The organism is Acinetobacter terrae (assembly GCF_002135195.1).
GTDB classification, from domain to species: Bacteria; Pseudomonadota; Gammaproteobacteria; order Pseudomonadales; family Moraxellaceae; genus Acinetobacter; species Acinetobacter terrae.
This window is the reverse complement of the sequence record NZ_NEGF01000008.1, coordinates 50193-67449: the sequence shown is the minus strand read 5'-3', so window position 1 is coordinate 67449 and position 17257 is coordinate 50193. Positions and strand designations below refer to the sequence as shown.

General features: G+C 38.5%; 15 protein-coding genes. 7 read left to right on the top strand and 8 right to left on the bottom strand.

Annotated features, from left to right (window positions below; all coding sequences use genetic code 11):
- Positions 1–7: 7 nt before the first annotated feature.
- From B9T23_RS10200 to B9T23_RS10190, 3 genes are read left to right on the top strand one after another with little or no spacing between them, the layout of a single operon-like run.
- Positions 8–967, top strand: coding sequence for a glycosyltransferase family 2 protein (locus B9T23_RS10200; RefSeq protein ID WP_171263083.1), 960 nt, complete (start codon positions 8–10; stop codon positions 965–967).
- Positions 957–1817, top strand: coding sequence for a glycosyltransferase (locus B9T23_RS10195; RefSeq protein WP_067722920.1), 861 nt, complete (start codon positions 957–959; stop codon positions 1815–1817). Before B9T23_RS10200 ends, B9T23_RS10195 begins: the two co-directional genes overlap by 11 nt.
- The gene (locus B9T23_RS10190; RefSeq protein ID WP_086194022.1) at positions 1814–2911 is read left to right on the top strand and encodes a glycosyltransferase; all 1098 of its coding nucleotides are present in this window, start codon (positions 1814–1816) and stop codon (positions 2909–2911) included. The genes B9T23_RS10195 and B9T23_RS10190 overlap by 4 nt, the downstream gene beginning before the upstream one ends.
- A gap of 137 nt (positions 2912–3048) precedes the next feature.
- Here B9T23_RS10190 and B9T23_RS10185 read toward each other — a convergent pair whose 3' ends face one another.
- The 4 genes from B9T23_RS10185 to B9T23_RS10170 all read right to left on the bottom strand — a co-directional run bounded on the left by B9T23_RS10185 (position 3049) and on the right by B9T23_RS10170 (position 7152).
- On the bottom strand, positions 3049–3909 hold the full coding sequence (locus tag B9T23_RS10185; protein ID WP_086194021.1) for a lysophospholipid acyltransferase family protein: 861 nt from the start codon (positions 3907–3909) through the stop codon (positions 3049–3051).
- A gap of 190 nt (positions 3910–4099) precedes the next feature.
- On the bottom strand, positions 4100–4318 hold the full coding sequence (locus B9T23_RS10180; protein ID WP_067722914.1) for a hypothetical protein: 219 nt from the start codon (positions 4316–4318) through the stop codon (positions 4100–4102).
- A 114-nt stretch (positions 4319–4432) separates the two neighbouring features.
- Positions 4433–6223: an aspartate--tRNA ligase gene (aspS, locus tag B9T23_RS10175; protein WP_086194020.1), complete on the bottom strand. Its 1791-nt coding sequence runs from the start codon at positions 6221–6223 to the stop codon at positions 4433–4435.
- Between the two features lie 164 nt (positions 6224–6387).
- A complete protein-coding gene (locus B9T23_RS10170) occupies positions 6388–7152 on the bottom strand; it encodes a DUF4184 family protein (RefSeq protein WP_086194019.1) in 765 nt (254 codons plus the stop codon).
- Between the two features lie 145 nt (positions 7153–7297).
- On the opposite strand from B9T23_RS10170, the gene znuD reads away from it, so the two are divergent.
- Both znuD and B9T23_RS10160 read left to right on the top strand, forming a co-directional pair.
- Positions 7298–9355, top strand: coding sequence for a zinc piracy TonB-dependent receptor ZnuD (znuD, locus tag B9T23_RS10165; RefSeq protein WP_086194018.1), 2058 nt, complete (start codon positions 7298–7300; stop codon positions 9353–9355).
- Between the two features lie 106 nt (positions 9356–9461).
- The gene (locus B9T23_RS10160; protein ID WP_086194017.1) at positions 9462–10925 is read left to right on the top strand and encodes a phospholipase D family protein; all 1464 of its coding nucleotides are present in this window, start codon (positions 9462–9464) and stop codon (positions 10923–10925) included.
- Between the two features lie 179 nt (positions 10926–11104).
- Here the strand turns inward: B9T23_RS10160 and B9T23_RS10155 are convergent, their stop codons facing one another.
- A complete protein-coding gene (locus B9T23_RS10155) occupies positions 11105–11554 on the bottom strand; it encodes a hypothetical protein (protein ID WP_086194016.1) in 450 nt (149 codons plus the stop codon).
- 199 nt (positions 11555–11753) lie between these two features.
- On the opposite strand from B9T23_RS10155, the gene B9T23_RS10150 reads away from it, so the two are divergent.
- Positions 11754–12269, top strand: coding sequence for an RcnB family protein (locus B9T23_RS10150; RefSeq protein WP_086194015.1), 516 nt, complete (start codon positions 11754–11756; stop codon positions 12267–12269).
- A 51-nt stretch (positions 12270–12320) separates the two neighbouring features.
- Here B9T23_RS10150 and B9T23_RS10145 read toward each other — a convergent pair whose 3' ends face one another.
- Positions 12321–12818, bottom strand: coding sequence for a phosphate-starvation-inducible protein PsiE (locus B9T23_RS10145; RefSeq protein WP_067722900.1), 498 nt, complete (start codon positions 12816–12818; stop codon positions 12321–12323).
- Positions 12819–12998: 180 nt separating this feature from the next.
- On the opposite strand from B9T23_RS10145, the gene B9T23_RS10140 reads away from it, so the two are divergent.
- Complete coding sequence (locus tag B9T23_RS10140) at positions 12999–13208, top strand: hypothetical protein (protein ID WP_086194014.1); 210 nt, start codon at positions 12999–13001, stop codon at positions 13206–13208.
- A 69-nt stretch (positions 13209–13277) separates the two neighbouring features.
- Here B9T23_RS10140 and B9T23_RS10135 read toward each other — a convergent pair whose 3' ends face one another.
- Complete coding sequence (locus B9T23_RS10135; RefSeq protein ID WP_086194013.1) at positions 13278–15059, bottom strand: acyl-CoA dehydrogenase C-terminal domain-containing protein; 1782 nt, start codon at positions 15057–15059, stop codon at positions 13278–13280.
- 171 nt (positions 15060–15230) lie between these two features.
- Complete coding sequence (locus tag B9T23_RS10130; protein ID WP_086194012.1) at positions 15231–17033, bottom strand: acyl-CoA dehydrogenase C-terminal domain-containing protein; 1803 nt, start codon at positions 17031–17033, stop codon at positions 15231–15233.
- Positions 17034–17257 lie beyond the last annotated feature (224 nt).

Genomic DNA, 17257 nt, shown 5'->3' with positions numbered 1-17257 from the left:
AAAAAAATTGAAAAATTTATGTAGTGTTATTGTTGCAGCATATAATGAGGAAAAAAATATTAGTCTATGCTTAGAATGTTTGGTAAATCAAACATATAAGAATATGGAAATATTAATTATTGATGACGGATCAACAGATAAAACGTCATTAATAATTAATGCTTATATTGAAAAATACCCAAATATTCAATATTTTTATCAAGAAAATTCAGGAGCCTTAGCTGCAAGAAAAAAGGGGCTAAATATTGCTAAAGGTAATTTTATCACTTTTCTAGATTGTGATGATGAGTTCTATTTAGATACTATTGAAAAAGCTATGAAAGAGTTTGAAATACCTGAAATTGATATAGTCCTTTTTGATTTGCAAATTTCTTTAGATGAAACAAATAAAAAATTTAAGAGATTTGAATATTATACTAATAAAAAAGTTGTTGATGGAAAAGATGCTTTTATAAATTGTATTGGCCAATGGGGTGTTCACGGTACAGGAATTTATAGAAAAGAAATATTTATTAAAGCTAATAATTACTATTTAAATTTCAATAATAAAAACTATATAAATAATGATGAAATAGTAACCAAAATGTCTTTCTATTATTCAAATAAAGTAAAAATAAGTGATGCAGTCTATCTTTATAAATTTAATATTAATTCTACTACAAGAAAAATTAATAAAAACTATATTTTTATTTTAGAAAATTCATTGATTTTTGAAGATATTTGTAAAAAAGAAAATATTATTTTTGATTATAATAATGTACTATTTAAAGATGTAAGATATATGTATAACATTTTTAAAAGATGGCGATTTGAATTGTTAAATAAAAAGGTTTGGATTGATATTTTGAAAAAATGTTTAAAATTAATTTTATATAATAATGGCGTCAAAGAGCTCAGCTTTAAAAACAAGTTGCGATTTTATCGTATGTACCTTTTTCTAACTTTTTTAGGGTTTTATGAAAAATAACTATCCTCTAATTTCTATTATCATTCCTTGTTATAATCATGAAAAATATATTGAAGATAGTATTCAGAGTATAATTGAACAAACCTATTCAAACATTGAGTTCATTATTATTGATGATGGATCAAAGGATAAATCTGTAGAAAAAATACAGGCCATGCTGCCTGCATGTAAACAGCGATTTGAGCATGTTTATTTTACTACAAGACCTAATAAGGGCCTATGTGCAACATTGAATGAAGCATTAATGCTATGTCATGGGAAATATATCAGTATTATCGCCTCAGATGATATTATGTTAGCGCATAAAACCCAGTTACAGGTAGATTATTTAGAGAAAAATCCTGATGTTTCAGGAGTATTCTCAGGAGTTGAATTAATAGACTCTAATAATCAAATTATCGATAAACGGGTGTCTGAACGTACTGAATATAGTTTTCAAGAGATTTTTTCTAATAAACATGATCTGCCTGCTTTAACCCAGATGTATCGACTTAAAGATATTAATGAAGTGGGAGGTTATGATGAAAATATAAAAATTGAAGACTGGTTTTTACTCTTAAAATTAACCAACCAAAATAAAATTTTAAGGTATATTCCTGAAATATTGTGTCAGTATCGTGTTCATGAGGAAAACTTTTCTAAAAATAATATGAATATGATTGTTGAAATGAAAAAAGTTGCGAATTGCTTTAAAACTCATGCAAATTATTATCGAATCAATTATAAACTTAATAGTCGCTTGGCTAAAGAGTTTTATAGACAAGGTTTGATAAAAAAATCTATATTAACTAGAGTGAAATCTATTTTTCATTTATATATATATAAATTTTTTAATGGGGCTAAAAAGTGAAAACAGTATTATTTGTTATTGATAATTTAGGGAAAGGAGGAGCCCAATCAATCACAGTTAGTTTGGCTAATTATTTAGCATCTATGCAAAATATTCATGTAAAACTGGCCGTTTTGAACAATCAAAATCAAGAGTGCTTTGTAAATGATTTAGTTCAGGTGGTTGATTTAAAAATAAATACTATATTTTCCAATGGAAAACTATGGAAGAATAAAAAACTTTCAAGCGATGAAATAGTTCGTGTTAATGATGTTTTAAATTCTCAGAGCTATGATTTAATAGTTCTAGGGTTTCATAATGGATATTATCTTTATGATTATCTATGGGAAAAAGATAAGGTTTATTTTTGGATGCATGGTGCTGTTTTAGAAAAAAGACCAGCTAATTTGTTTATCAAGAAAATACAGCAAAATTTAAGATTTTTAAAACATAAAAATAAATTTAAAAAAATATTTAACAATAAAAATATCATAGCAGTCAGTTCTGATTTGAAAATTAAATATGAAAAAATAGTGCCAACAGCTAATTTTAATATTATTCCAAATGGAATAAATCTTCAGAAATTCTCTCCTTTCGATCAGATTGAAGAAAAAAAATGGGATATTTTATTTGTAGGTAGGCTGGTCAAACTTAAGCAAGTAGATCATGCAATTAAAGCTTATGCATTATCTAATCTAACTGGAAAACTGGGTATATTGGGAGAGGGACCTGAACAGTCAACATTAATAGATTTGGTAAACAAGCTGAAGGTTAATGACAGAGTAGATTTTTTAGGGTGGTCTAATCATCCAAATGAAATTATAAAACAAGCTAATACAGTTTGTTTATGCTCAAGTTCCGAAGGTAGTCCAATTTCATTATTGGAAGCTTTAGCCAATAATGTTCCTATTATTAGTTATGATTCTAGTTCAAGTATTTCTCTGTTGTTTGATAATGAAGTAATGCAGTCCTATTTAATACCTAAAAATGATATAAAAGCTTTGGCTGATGGTTTTAATAAAATTATTAATTCCCCTTATCCGATACCTCTACAAGTTAAAAGATTAATTGATATCGATACGATGGCAAATTCATTTTTGGATTTAATTAAATAAAAAAACTTAACAATTATGCCATTTCGGATCATTTATCTTAATTGAATAAAATAGATGCTATCAGAATAAAAGGATCTTCCCTTAAGTAATTTTAGGATTTAGACAGAGCATCTACTTGCTAAAATTCATTTCTGAAGCTAACGGTATACATTGATATTACCGTAGCAATTTCTAAACCGTTTATAAGACCAAATATACTGTTCAGGTGCGACATTAATCATGGCTTCAACATCTTGATTTAGCTGGTTCACTGAAACCTGTAAATCTTTAGACAAAATATTATCGGATAATTGAGTACATTGGATATCAAAATGAGTATCTGAATTACGCAGACAACTTATGCCAATCACATTACATTGCGTTTTACTGGCAAGTTTGGAAACTAAGGTGGTGGATAAGGCTTTTTGTCCAAAAAAATCGGCATAAATACCACCAGATTCTTTAGGTAAATGGTCAGGTAAGATCACTGTTAACCCGCCTTGTTTTAGGTGCTTGAAAATCGCACGTACGCCATTTTCATCTGTAGGTACAAGCGTTGCTCTCGTACTTTGTCTCGCTTCTAACATAAAGCGGTTGATGCCTTTGTTTTTACTGGGCTTGTACATGATCACAGGCGCGGTATATTGATTTAGCCAAACATTAACCAACTCCCAATTACCTAAATGCAACAGCACAACAATCGTGCCTTTTTCACTATTTAGTGCTTCGGTTAGATGCTGTTCGCCAAAAGTATTTTTGATCAAGCCAACATTATATTTGTGTGGCATGCCCCAGATTTTAATCGACTCTACGTAGGTCATACATTGGCTTTTTAAACTGCTTTTAGTTAAAGCCTGATGTTGCTGGGATGTTAAATGCGGATAAGCTAATTGCAGATTAATCTGGGTAATCCGCTTCATGGATGAATTATAGCTATTAAGTAATGTGGCAATCCAAGATCCAATCAATTGCAAGACACAGAGCGGAAGTAAAGAGACAACTTTGAATAAAAAATACATAACAACGCACAACTCTTTATAGCCAAGATAATTATAAAAAGAAAATTTTGGAAAGAGTTTTATTGCATCAAAGATGCTGCGTCATTTCTAAACCACAGAAAATGAGGTCAAAAGTCTTGAGAACAAAATAAATAATGGGGCAAAATCACTGGAAGAAGAATCTTATACATCCAGTGGAGACGGAAGGTGATTAGGGTTTGTCAGCGTTACCTTTTAACACCATATAAATCAAACTCACAAAAATAAGTAAGGCCCCGCCTAAGCTGCTCACACAAAAATATAGAATACGTTGATTGGTGTCCATATTGAACAAACCATTGGCTAAGATATAACGCATAAACAACCATTGAGCTATAGCAAATATAATTAACACAAGTGCACGACGACGGACAGCAGGACGCATAGCCATAAGGTTGTTCACCACAAAGTAGAAATAGGCAGCTATTATGCCATTCTCAAGTCTTGATCTCAATGCAATAAAAAACCCTGCATAAGCAGGGTTTTTTATCACTGAATTAAAGAATTAAGCTTCTACTTTAACTTCAGCTTTTGGTTTTTCGCGTAAACGAATACCTAGGTCACGCAATTGATTCGGTTCAACTGGCGCAGGTGCTTGAGTCAATGGACATTCAGCAGTCTTGGTTTTAGGGAATGCGATTACGTCACGAATTGAAGTCGCGCCAGTCATTAACATGACTAAACGGTCAAGACCAAATGCCAAACCACCATGCGGAGGTGCACCGAATTTCAACGCATTCAACAAGAAGCTGAATTTCTCTTCCGCTTCTTCTTCAGAAATACCTAAAGCTTCAAAGATGGCTTTTTGCATTTCCAGGTTGAAGATACGGAGTGAACCACCACCTACTTCAGTACCGTTCAATACCATATCGTAAGCAACAGATAATGCAGCACCGGGGTTGTTTTTCACTTCTTCAACGCTTGATTTAGGCAGCGTGAATGGGTGATGCACTGACGTCCATTTGCCATCATCAGTTTCTTCGAACATTGGGAAGTCAACCACCCAAAGTGGCGCCCATTCGCAAGTCGCCATCTTCATGTCATGGCCGACTTTGATACGTAAAGCACCCATCGCATCATTCACAACTTTAGCTTTATCTGCACCGAAGAATACGATGTCGCCATTTTCAGCGCCAACACGTTTCAACAAATCAAGCACGATTGGCTCGATGAATTTAACGATTGGAGATTGAAGACCTTCGATACCTTTTTCAAGTTCGTTGACTTTAATGTAAGCCAAACCTTTCGCGCCATAAATACCCACGAATTTCGTGTATTCGTCGATCTGGCTACGTGGAAGTGAACCTGCACCCGGTACGCGAAGTGCAACAATACGGCCTTTAGGATCTTTAGCAGGACCTGCGAATACTTTGAACTCAACGTCTTGCATCATGTCTGCAACGTCAACCAGTTTCAAAGGAATACGCATATCCGGTTTGTCAGATGCATAGTCACGCATAGCGTCTGCATAGGTCATACGTGGGAATTTGTCGAATTCAACGTTTAGAAGTTCTTTGAACATCTTAATTGTTAAACGTTCCATCAAATCCATAATGTCATCGTCACTCATGAACGATGTTTCAACGTCGATCTGGGTGAATTCAGGCTGACGATCGGCACGTAAGTCTTCGTCACGGAAACATTTTGCAATTTGGTAGTAACGATCGATACCGCCCACCATCAACAATTGTTTGAATAATTGTGGTGATTGTGGAAGAGCGTAGAAGCTACCGTTAGACACACGACTTGGCACTAAATAGTCACGCGCGCCTTCTGGGGTCGCACGAGTCAAGATCGGAGTTTCAACGTCCAAGAAACCATTTTCTTCGAAGTAGTTACGAATAAGGTTGGTCAATTTAGAACGGAAACGTAAACGATCGATCATTTCTGGACGACGAATATCAAGGAAACGATATTTCAAACGTATTTCTTCAGAAATATTGGTGTTTTCGTCATTCAATGGGAAGGGAGGCGTTTCAGAAGCAGCAAGAACTTCGATGTCTTTTGCTAGAACTTCGATTTGACCGCTCACCATGTTGGCATTTTCTGTGCCTTCATAACGACGACGTACACGACCTGTAATTTTTAATACGAATTCAGAACGTGCCTTGTCAGCAGTTGAGAAAGCTTCGGGAGTATCTGGGTCAATAACGACTTGAACAAGACCGTCACGGTCACGCATGTCAAGGAAGATAACACCACCGTGGTCACGGCGACGGTGTACCCAACCGCATAATGTTACGGTTTGGTCAATTTGGGCTTCGGTTAAAGTACCGCAGTAATGAGTTCGCATCATAGCGTAAAAAATCCAACTATATGGGTTAAGGCAAGCGTATACGTAAACAGCGTACCGCCTTTGAATAGTGAATTATGCCTCTTTGAGGATTTTGTCACAAGAACTAGATCACTAAACAATGCTAATTCAGCAAGAATTGCGGGTTTAAAAGCCTTTTACAGCCTTTAACCTAAGCGATGATCACGGTCAAAAAACAAGAACAACAAGCTTCCTAAGGTGAATACCAATAAAGCCCCTTGAGCAAATTGATTGATGGATTTACCTACAAAATAGTACAGATCAGAATGCCAAACTTCTGTTGAAAAATAGCGGGCATAATCCCAAGTAGAAAAGCATCCAACGACAACAGAAATAAGCAATAATATGAAAGCAAAATATTTAATCTTTGGACTGACAGGAAAATGTTGTTGATGCTGTTGGTAATATCGAAAGCACATCCAGAGTAAAATCGGTACAGCCAAAATAGAGGTGCCAATTTGTAATATACGATGTAAAGGATAGCTTCGATCTAACAAAATCACGCTTTGACTTAAAAGATCTTTAAAGGCAAAGGTTCGAAAATCGGCATGGGTCAAACCATCCCAGATGATATGTGTTGTTGTACCGACAATCACAGCAACAATAATGCCGATTAAAAATTTAAGCACTGATACAAAACCCTCAATGCCTAAATCATGCTGAATCCCGATAAAACGGTAAATCACCGGTCTGTAGAGCAAATACCAGAGGACACAAAAGCCTAAACCAAGCCATAAATCTGGATGAATAATCGAGGTCCATAGGTGTGTTGTATTACCTTCGTCATTTACAAACAGACGGATCAAATCCGGCACCATACAACCAATGGCAATCGCCGCAATTGGGAGTCGATGACCCGTTAAATGTGCAAGAGGAGGAGCGAGTACGGCATGCGATAAGGTAAAAGGCATCTAAAAACTTTAAAATTTAATTATTAATTAATGAATTTAGAAATCAGTCTATCCGAAAATATACAAAAAGAATGTTTTTTATTGCAAAAACAGTGGAATGTTATATTATAACATTATTCAAAAATCGCAGCTTTGAGCCAGTTCCATGTCTTTTCATAAGAATTTAATTACACTCTCTATTTTTGCAGTCATCGCACCCGCTGTCTTCGCAGAAGAGCAGCGCCCAAACCAACAATTAGAAACCATCAAATTACAAGCCCATCCCTTAGTGCAGTCGGCTGCAGATTTTGCAGTTGCCGATCAGGTGATTGATCATAAAAAACTTGCACAAGGTGGAGTGACCATTGGCGATGCATTGGCCGATGAACTCGGTGTTTACTCGAATCAATATGGTTCTGGTTCAAGCCGTCCGGTGATTCGTGGACAAGATGGTGCACGCGTTAAAATTTTACAACATGCTTCGGAAACAGCCGATGTATCAACACTTTCACCAGACCATGCGGTAACGGTTGATCCTATTTTAGCCAAGCAAGTTGAGATTATTCGTGGCCCATCAACTTTACTGTATAGCGCCGGGACTGTCGGTGGATTGGTGAATGTCACTGACAATAAAATTCCCACCCAAATGCCTGAAAAAGGTTATGAAGGGCAAGTGGGCTTGCGTTATAACTCTGGAAGTGATGAGAAATTAGCCAGTGCAGGGGCGACCATTGCTTTAACTGATCAAGTGGCATTACGTGTCGAAGGTTCAAAACGTGATGCCAACAACTATATTGCTCCTGATTATTTTCATGAAGGTGAAAAAGAACGTCGTGTAGACAATACCTTTGCCGAAGGTGAAACGGTGAATGTCGGTTTATCCTGGATTCACGACCGTGGTTTTAGCGGTATTTCATATAGTAACCGTCAAGATCAATATGGTTTACCCGGGCATAGCCATGAATATGAAGACTGTCATCCTCATGACAATGAACTTTTTTGTGGCGACCATACAGGCCATGTGCTGGACCATGATGGACATGATCATGATGAAGAACATGATCACGCTGCTGGGCCATGGGTCGATTTAAAATCAGAACGTTATGATTTCCGTACCGAACTCAGTGATCCGTTTGCCGGTTTTCAAAAGCTTCGCGCCCATGCCAGTTATACCGACTATAAACATGATGAAATTGAAGAAAATTCAGTCATGACCAATTTTAAAAGTCAGGGTTATGATGCACGCTTAGAGCTGGTTCACAATCCTGTTGCGAATTGGGAAGGGGTGATTGGTGCTCAATATAATCAGCAAAAGCTGAATATTACTGGCGAAGAATCTTTACTTGATCCGACCAAAACCCAAAAGTGGAGTTTGTTTGCTCTAGAGCATAAGCAGTTTAATGATGTTCATGTTGAACTGGGCGCACGTTTAGACCAGCAAAAAATTGCAATTGATTCAAATAAAAAAGATTTTGATGATTATGGCTTCTCTTATTCAGGGGCTGTGAACTGGGAATTTGCACCGAGCTATAAATTGTCTTTGGTTGGCTCTCATCAAGAACGTCTGCCTTTGGCGCAAGAACTGTATGCTAATGGCAAGCATTTCGCGACCAACACTTATGAACGTGGTAATGAAAATTTAAGCGCAGAAAAATCCAATAATCTGGAGCTTGGTTTGCATTATGAGCAAGACAAGTTTGATTACCATGTGCATGTCTATCACAATTGGTTTGACAACTACATTTATGCGGCGACCACAGATAAATTTGAAAATTTCCGCCTAGTGGATTACACCCAAGATAAAGCCAAGTTTTATGGTGCCGAAGCACAAGCGGGTTATGCTTTGAACGATACTTATAAACTGAGTGTATTGGGCGATTATGTGCGTGGCAAAATTGACAGTGAAAATGCACCCCGTGTTCCAGCAGGTCGTCTTGGTACCAAAGTCGATGCGAATTTTGATGATCACTGGTCGGGTTTAGCCGAGTATTACCATGTGTTTAATCAGGACAAGATCACAAGTGATGAGCAGGAAACCGATGGCTACAATATGCTGAATCTTGGCGTATCTTACGCAGGTCAATATGCTAAAAATAACGATTATCGCGTGTATTTTAAAGCCAATAATTTGCTCGATCAGCAAGTGTATTCACATGCTTCATTCTTGTCGAATATTCCGCAAGTCGGTCGTAACTTTAGCATCGGTTTAGAATTTGGTTTCTAGGCAAAAGTTAGCGTAGATAAAGTCATTCAGGCAGGATTCACAGAAATCCGCTTGAAAAATAAAGCAATAAAACCTAGTCTGATGCCATTGGACTAGGTTTTTTGTTATGCGTATTTTTCAACGAATTCATCAGAAATTGAATTGGTCACGCCGTCGCTATGTCAGCGTGATGATCGGTTTGTTGGCTTTGGGATATCTCTCATCTGCGATTTATCACACCTATAAACCTTTGCCGGAGGGCTTGGATTTTACGGGTAAATTGCGTCATGCCGAGGTGAAATTTCTAGCAGATCAAACCTATATTGATGCAAGTGGTAAACAACAACAAAACCAGGTCATTTTTAATGAAATGTTAAAAATGATTGATGAAGCGCAAACAACCATTGTGCTGGATATGTTTTTATTCAATAAAGAGGTCGGTGAATCAACGCTTGCGCATCGCACACTGGCGCAACAGTTAACCGATGCCTTAATTTCAAAACGTGGTGTACAGCCAAATATTGAAATTAAAGTGATTACTGACCCGATTAATTCTGTTTATGGTGGTGTTGCACCAGAGCATTATCGTCAGTTACGTTCTGCCGGTATTGATGTGATTGAAACGGATTTAAGACCGTTACGTGCACCCAATCCATTGTGGTCGGGCTTTTGGTATATCTGTTGTCAGGATGCGGGTAATAATCTTGAAAAAGGCTGGTTAAACAATCCATTTGGTCCTGAAAAAATCACCTTACGCAGTTACTTCAATTTATTTAATTTTAGAGCCAATCACCGCAAAACCGTGGTTGTAGATACAGCACAGGGCTGGAAAGCCTTGGTGACTTCAGCCAATCCGCATGATGGCAGTTCACGTCATTCCAACGTGGCTTTGGTCGTTTCAGGCAATACTGCAATTGATGTGTTAAAGACCGAACAGGCTGTGGGCCGAATGTCTAAAGGCGATATTCCGATGGTGATTGTCGGTGAGTTTGAAGGCGAAAAATCTTGGCCGCAAGTTCAGGTACTAACTGAAAAAGCCATTTTTGATGAAACGATAAAACTGATTGAAATAGCCAAGCCACAAGAGCAGATTGATCTGGCGATGTTCTATCTTTCTGAACGTCATATTGTGAAAGCTTTAATAGCAGCTCATGAACGTGGTGTTAAAGTTCGTGTGTTACTCGATCCAAATAAAGATGCTTTTGGTCGCCAAAAGAATGGTATTCCCAATCGCCAAGTGGCCTCTGAATTGAATGATGCGGGTGTGCCTGTGCGCTGGTGTAATACGCAAGGGGAGCAGTGTCATAGCAAGATGATTGTGAAACGTAATGTACAAAATTCAGAGTTGATTTTAGGTTCTGCGAATTTCACCGCACGTAATATTAAAAATTATAATCTGGAAACCAATTTACGTGTCGTGGGTGCATCTCAAGCGCAAGTTTTTACCGATGCCAAGCAATATTTTGATACAGCCTGGTCAAATCTGGATGGCAAAAATATGAGTGTCGATTACAGTCAATATGCAGATGAATCAAAACTCAAATATGGCATTTACCGCTTTATGGAATGGAGTGGATTGTCGACGTTTTAATAATCTCCCTAAGTCCCTCTTTTTCAAAGAGGGACTTTTCTCCCTTTTTTAAAGGGAGACTAAGAGGGATTTACGCTCTCCTTTGCTGAGTAGTGCTCCTTCTCTCTTTGGGAGAAGGCTGGGATGAGGGCTTTATAGATAAAAAAGAGCGCTTATGCGCTCTTTTTTATATCAATATTTTATAAAGGATTCGGTGGAATTAACGCATCCAAATCAGCATCTTTCATTTTGTCGAGTTCTTTTAAATCCGTTTTAATTTTCCACTGACTTTCGTCTTCAACCGGTTGCGGTAAACGCGCTTCTAACCAGTCGCACACCACATCGGGTGGAAAGTCAGGATGATTACATTGAATTACCCATGCCAAAAAATCTTTCGCTTCACCATTCATATAAGGCGGTGGTGAAACAGGCAAGAACTGGGTTGGAAGACGTTCATTCTTGGAAATGTAATTCAGCACATGACCCAATTCCTGAACGGTTTGCCATGCAAGCGGGTGATCGACATTGATCTGAAATTTAAACCACCATGCATGTTGACCATCTGAACCATAAGCATCAATCAATGCTTCTTGTACGCTCGGCACTTTGCAAAAGAATTGATGTAGGCGGTCAAAACTTAAATCAGCCACTCTGTTTGATCCAGTAACAAAAATAATATCCTAGCATAAACATATTCAGTGCCTAGATGCACGAAAGCATGAAATTACAGCAAAATTTAATTTACAAAACGTTGCATTAGATGCTTTTTTATCCATTTTTTATCCTAAACTAGGGATTAAAATGAGTTTATAAACTATATGATGCGATCAATATCGTTCGGAGGCTCTGATGAAAGTAGCGGTGGTTTGTGCTCTTAGTGGCATCGTGCTCTTGGGGGCTTCTGCGACGACGCAAGCGGAAAATAAGTGGTCCAATTATCGTGGTGTAGATACTAGCAAGTATCAGCATCGGCCTGCTTATCCTCAAACTAGCTATCCCCAAAATAGCTATCCAAAAAATAACTATCCACAGCAGCGTCCTGGCTATCCACGAAATAGCCATCCATATAATCACTATCCGCAAAATCACCCCAATGACCAACATTATCCATCACGTCCACCACCACATGGCGGTTATTATCCACCGATACAAAATGGTATCAGTATTCAATACAGCGCTCCCACGACTATCACCCATAACTCACAAAGCTATAGCTGGGTGAATGGTGATCCCAATACGGCACGGATTGAAAGTTCAAGCCATGCCTTAATTACGGATTGGCAACGTTTAGGTTTGCCTGCACCGCCCAATGGAACGTACTGGATCTTTGAAAATGGGCGCTATATGTTGGTGCCGAATCGTTAAGAATCCCCCTAAATCCCCCTTTCAAAAGGGGGACTTTTTTATAAGGAACTTCTAAGCCAACTCATCATCTTGCGGACGTGGCGTTTTACCTTCGGGTAATGACTTTTCACTATGCTTGTCACGAATCACAGATGGGTAAGTCCAGGACGCATAGCGCACCACCAAGATTGCAAAAGCCAGAATCAGAATCGAACCGGTAATAATTACCAAGTCCATATCCGCTTTATGATCGTGCTGGATATCTGAAATGAGGAGGCGAGTGAGTGCCGTAATCGCGATATAAATCAGAAAACGCACCGGCATGTGATTGGTCTTGAAATAGATACCGACCATGGCGCCCAGTTCAAGATAGATAAATAACAGCAGAATATCGTCAATGGTAGCGAATTGCTTCACTGTAAGTATGTGAAATACGGTATGACCCGCAGACCAGATCACCATACAGCCAATAATAAATAGCGCAATATAATGAAAACTTTCTACAGCGATATTTCCGAAACGGTCGAGGAGGGTTTCAATTTTTTCAACTTTGGCATCAGGTTTTGGCATGTTTTTCCTCCTTTATATTAGATGAGTATTTGTATGAAACTGGTATTAAACAGTATGCAATTTTCATGCACATTAAAAGGTAAAAAAATGAATGTTATAAATAATTCAATGGACTGTATTTTTTTCATACGGAATTGATATATTGTATGAATGGTTATTTCATTGATCAGGGAAAAGAAAATGTTAAAAACAATTCAAACAAAAATTAATAGTTTACAAAATGGTAAAAAACTCATTTTAGGTTCGGGTATTAAGGGAGATGAAATGCAGAAGCTGATTGCCTTATGTGAAAATTTACAATCCGAGGGAGTGATAAAAATTGTGAAAATTCATCAAGAGGCACAAAACAGTAAAAAAATTTCAGATTCCATTATTGTTGAAAAGATCTAATTAATTTTAGATGAAAAAAAGATAAAAAAACGCCTGACAATGCAGGCGTTTTTTTATATCTGATTTAAATTAAGATTGGTTAGTAAAGTAATCTTCACTGAAGTTCATGATCACTTCTGGACCTGCTTTTACTTTGGTGATGCGTAGTGCAAGTTCAGGCAAAATACGTTGTACGAAGTATTGAGCAAGCGCCAATTTGTTTTGATAGAACTCGCCTTCTTTCGCTTTAGCTGCATTCGCAATTTTTGCGAACATGTAAGAGAAGCTTAAAAGACCTACAGCATGTAGGTAATCTACAGCCGCAGAGTTCGGGAATTCAATGTTTTCACGTGCAGCTTCAATCACGTATTGAGTCACTGATTCAACTTCAGTTGCTGCATCTAATGTTGCATCTTTAATGAAGTTAAGATCAGCATCCAGGCTGTTCGCGAAGTCACGAATCTCCTGAATATATTCAGCAATGAATTCACCCTTACATTTAATGGTTTTACGACCAATTAAATCTTGAGACTGAACACCGTTGGTGCCTTCGTAAATTTGAGCAATACGTAAGTCACGTACGCATTGTTCCATACCCCATTCACGAATATAACCATGCCCACCAAACACCATTTGCGCATCAATCACTGCATCAAAAGCAGTATCGGTTAAATATGCTTTTGCGATTGGCGTAAGTAATGCAACACGATTGTTGGCAGCTTTCACTGCTTCAGCATCGGTAGAGAACTTGGTGATATCCAGTTGCTGACCCACATACACTGCAAATGCACGCGATGCTTCGTTATTTGCGCGGGCATTTAACAACATACGACGTACATCACCATGTACCAGAATACTGTCTGCTGCTTTGGCTGGAGATTGAATACCAGAAGCACTACGACCTTGAATACGGTCAGTCGCATATTGCGCTGCATTTTGGTAGGCAAATTCAGATGCACCTAGACCTTGAATACCCATCGACAGGCGTTCGTAGTTCATCATCACGAACATCGCAGCCAGACCTTCGTTTTCTTTACCTACAAGGTAACCTTTGGCGCCGTCGAAGTTCATCACGCAAGTTGCAGAGGCTTTAATCCCCATCTTGTGTTCAATTGAACCCGGACCTGCCGCATTGCGTTCACCGAGTGAACCATCTTCGTTAACCATGAATTTAGGTACGATAAACAATGAAATCCCACGTGAACCTGCAGGTGCATCCGGTGTTTTAGCTAAGACTAAATGGATGATATTTTCCGCTAAGTCGTGGTCACCACCCGTAATAAAGATTTTAGTACCGGTAATGTTGTAAGTACCATCTTCGTTGCGTTCAGCTTTAGTTTTAATAATGCCTAAGTCTGTACCTGCATGCGGTTCAGTCAAGCACATGGTGCCTGACCATTCACCAGAGTAAATTTTAGGTAAATATGTTTCTTTTTGCTCTTGAGATGCGTAACTGTTGAGCGCCATACCTGCACCTACAGATAGAAGCGGGTAGAGCAAGAATGATGGATTGGTTGCGAACAGCATTTCATCCGCAAGTACCGTCAGCATTTTTGGCATGCCTTGACCGCCCCATTCTTCGTCTGCACCCAAGCCAATCCAGCCGCCATCTGCATATTGTTTGAATGCTTGTTTAAAGCCAGCAGGCGTGGTCACATTGCCATTTTCAATTTTAGCGCCTTCTTCATCACCCGTACGGTTAATCGGTAAAGTAACGTTTTGGGCAAATTTCGCCATTTCTTCAAGAATAGCTTCAGCCGTTGCCGCATCCACATGGGCAAGATTTTCATTGGCTTGCCAGAATTGCTCTGCATTAAAAACATCATTCAGGATGAATTTCATATCTGCAAGAGGTGCATTATAAATTGGCATAAGGTATTACCTGTTTATTGTTTGAGTCAGTTCGGTTTTAGTTGAGTCTAAGCGATGAAGAATATTGTTGTTAGACGACTAAAGATTAATTTTGCATCTTTTATAAAGAAAAAGGACTGTCAAATCAATGACCGTCCTTCTCCTGTTCATCAAGTTAAAACTTTATGAAAATTAAAATGCGAAGTGTTCAGCATCTAAAGCAAGTAATGGCTCTACACCACCTGCAATCACGTCTACGTGTGAACGTACGCGTGGAAGGATTTTCTTGAAGTAGAAACGTGCAGTCGTAACTTTCGCGTTGTAGAAGTCAACTTCTGTCGTACCAGCAGCAAGCGTTTCTTGAGCGAGAAGTGCCATACGAGCCCATAAGTAAGCAAGGGTTACGTACCCAGAGAAGTAGAGGTAGTCAACCGCAGCTGCACCGACTTCATCCGGATTTTGCATTGCACGCATACCAATCTGCATGGTTAAATCACCCCACTCTTTATTTAGAGCAGCAAGTGGTTCAACGAATTCTTTCATTGCAGCATTGTCTTTGTTTGCTTCAGCAAATTTGTGGATGATCTTGGTGAAGTCTTTCAACATTGCACCTTGAGTACCCAAAACTTTACGACCTAACAAGTCAAGCGCCTGGATTTCAGTGGTACCTTCGTAAAGACACGCAATACGTGTATCACGAACAATTTGTTCCATGCCATGTTCAGAAATAAAGCCATGACCACCGAATACTTGAACACCGTGTTTCGCAGATTCAGAACCTGTTTCAGTCAAGAATGCTTTTGCGATTGGGGTAAGAAGAGACAACATGTTGTCCGCAGATTTGCGTTCTTCTTCAGTTGTACCGTGTTCAACCACGTCAGCATATTGAGCCAATAAGTAAACCAGCGCACGACCACTTTCTGCATATGCTTTTTGAGTTAAAAGCATATTACGCACAGCAGGGTGAACAATAATAGGATCAGCTTCTTTTTCTGGCGCTTTGACACCTGAAAGTGAACGCATTGCCAAGCGATCTTTCGCATAGGCAAGTGCACCCTGGAAAGACGCTTCAGAAGCTGCAAGACCTTGTACAGCAGTACCAATACGTGCAGTGTTCATGAAGGTGAACATGCAGTTTAGACCACGGTTTTCAGGACCAATCAAGAAGCCTTGAGCTTTATCAAAGTTGATCACACACGTTGCGTTACCATGAATACCCATTTTGTGTTCAATTGAACCACAACGTACTGCATTACGTTCACCCATTGAACCGTCTGCATTTACATTGAATTTAGGTACGATGAATAACGAAATGCCTTTAGTACCTTTCGGTGCGCCAGGAAGGCGAGCAAGAACGATATGGATGATGTTGTCAGCCATGTCATGTTCACCAGCAGAGATAAAGATTTTCTCGCCAGAAATTGCAAAGCTACCATCAGCATTCGGTTCAGCTTTGGTACGGATGATACCCAAGTCAGAACCTGCATGAGATTCTGTTAAGCACATGGTACCTGTCCATTCACCTGAAACAAGTTTAGGCAGGTAAGTGTCTTTTTGTTCTTGAGAACCGTGGTGTTCCAAAGTACGTACCGCACCATGAGAAAGACCCGGATACATGCCCCAAGACCAGTTTGCAGTACCGACCATTTCAGAAATGGTAATACCTAAAGAATTTGGTAAAGCTTGACCGCCATATTGTTCATCCGCAGATAACGATGGGAAGCCAAGTTCGATATATTTTTTGTATGCTTCTTTAAAGCCGGTAGGTGTCGTTACAACACCGTCATTCCAAGTACAACCTTCACGGTCGCCCACTTGGTTAAGAGGAGAAAGTTCATTTTCACAGAAGTCAGCAGCAGCTTCTAAATATTGATCAACCAACTCACGGCTTACGGTTTCTTGAAATGCAGGGAGTTTTGCATAATGTTCTTCAGCATTTAATAGTTCATGTAGAACGAATTGCATCTCACGTAAGGGCGCTTTGTATTGTGGCATATCGTTTTCCTCAATACTGGTTTAACCAGCTTATAATCCTAATCAACATTTGCACGTGCCTTCTATGACACGTATTTCTATGGCTTAATCGTGCAACATCTTCCCACTTGGTACAAGCGTTTGCATGCTTTTTCTTGGTGACTGTAAAGTCAAAGATTTCTAGCTTGAAATTGCTAAGTATATTGAGTGTAAATGCTTTTATGAGTTATTTAGTGGCATAAATA

Excerpts from the sequence above, each read along its gene's own strand:
- B9T23_RS10195 (WP_067722920.1), top strand. The coding sequence starts at position 957 with ATGAAAAATAACTATCCTCTAATTTCTATTATCATTCCTTGTTATAAT.
- B9T23_RS10185 (WP_086194021.1), bottom strand. The coding sequence starts at position 3,909 with ATGTATTTTTTATTCAAAGTTGTCTCTTTACTTCCGCTCTGTGTCTTG.
- B9T23_RS10180 (WP_067722914.1), bottom strand. The coding sequence starts at position 4,318 with ATGGCTATGCGTCCTGCTGTCCGTCGTCGTGCACTTGTGTTAATTATA.
- aspS (WP_086194020.1), bottom strand. The coding sequence starts at position 6,223 with ATGATGCGAACTCATTACTGCGGTACTTTAACCGAAGCCCAAATTGAC.
- B9T23_RS10170 (WP_086194019.1), bottom strand. The coding sequence starts at position 7,152 with ATGCCTTTTACCTTATCGCATGCCGTACTCGCTCCTCCTCTTGCACAT.
- znuD (WP_086194018.1), top strand. The coding sequence starts at position 7,298 with ATGTCTTTTCATAAGAATTTAATTACACTCTCTATTTTTGCAGTCATC.
- B9T23_RS10160 (WP_086194017.1), top strand. The coding sequence starts at position 9,462 with ATGCGTATTTTTCAACGAATTCATCAGAAATTGAATTGGTCACGCCGT.
- B9T23_RS10150 (WP_086194015.1), top strand. The coding sequence starts at position 11,754 with ATGAAAGTAGCGGTGGTTTGTGCTCTTAGTGGCATCGTGCTCTTGGGG.
- B9T23_RS10145 (WP_067722900.1), bottom strand. The coding sequence starts at position 12,818 with ATGCCAAAACCTGATGCCAAAGTTGAAAAAATTGAAACCCTCCTCGAC.
- B9T23_RS10140 (WP_086194014.1), top strand. The coding sequence starts at position 12,999 with ATGTTAAAAACAATTCAAACAAAAATTAATAGTTTACAAAATGGTAAA.
- B9T23_RS10135 (WP_086194013.1), bottom strand. The coding sequence starts at position 15,059 with ATGCCAATTTATAATGCACCTCTTGCAGATATGAAATTCATCCTGAAT.
- B9T23_RS10130 (WP_086194012.1), bottom strand. The coding sequence starts at position 17,033 with ATGCCACAATACAAAGCGCCCTTACGTGAGATGCAATTCGTTCTACAT.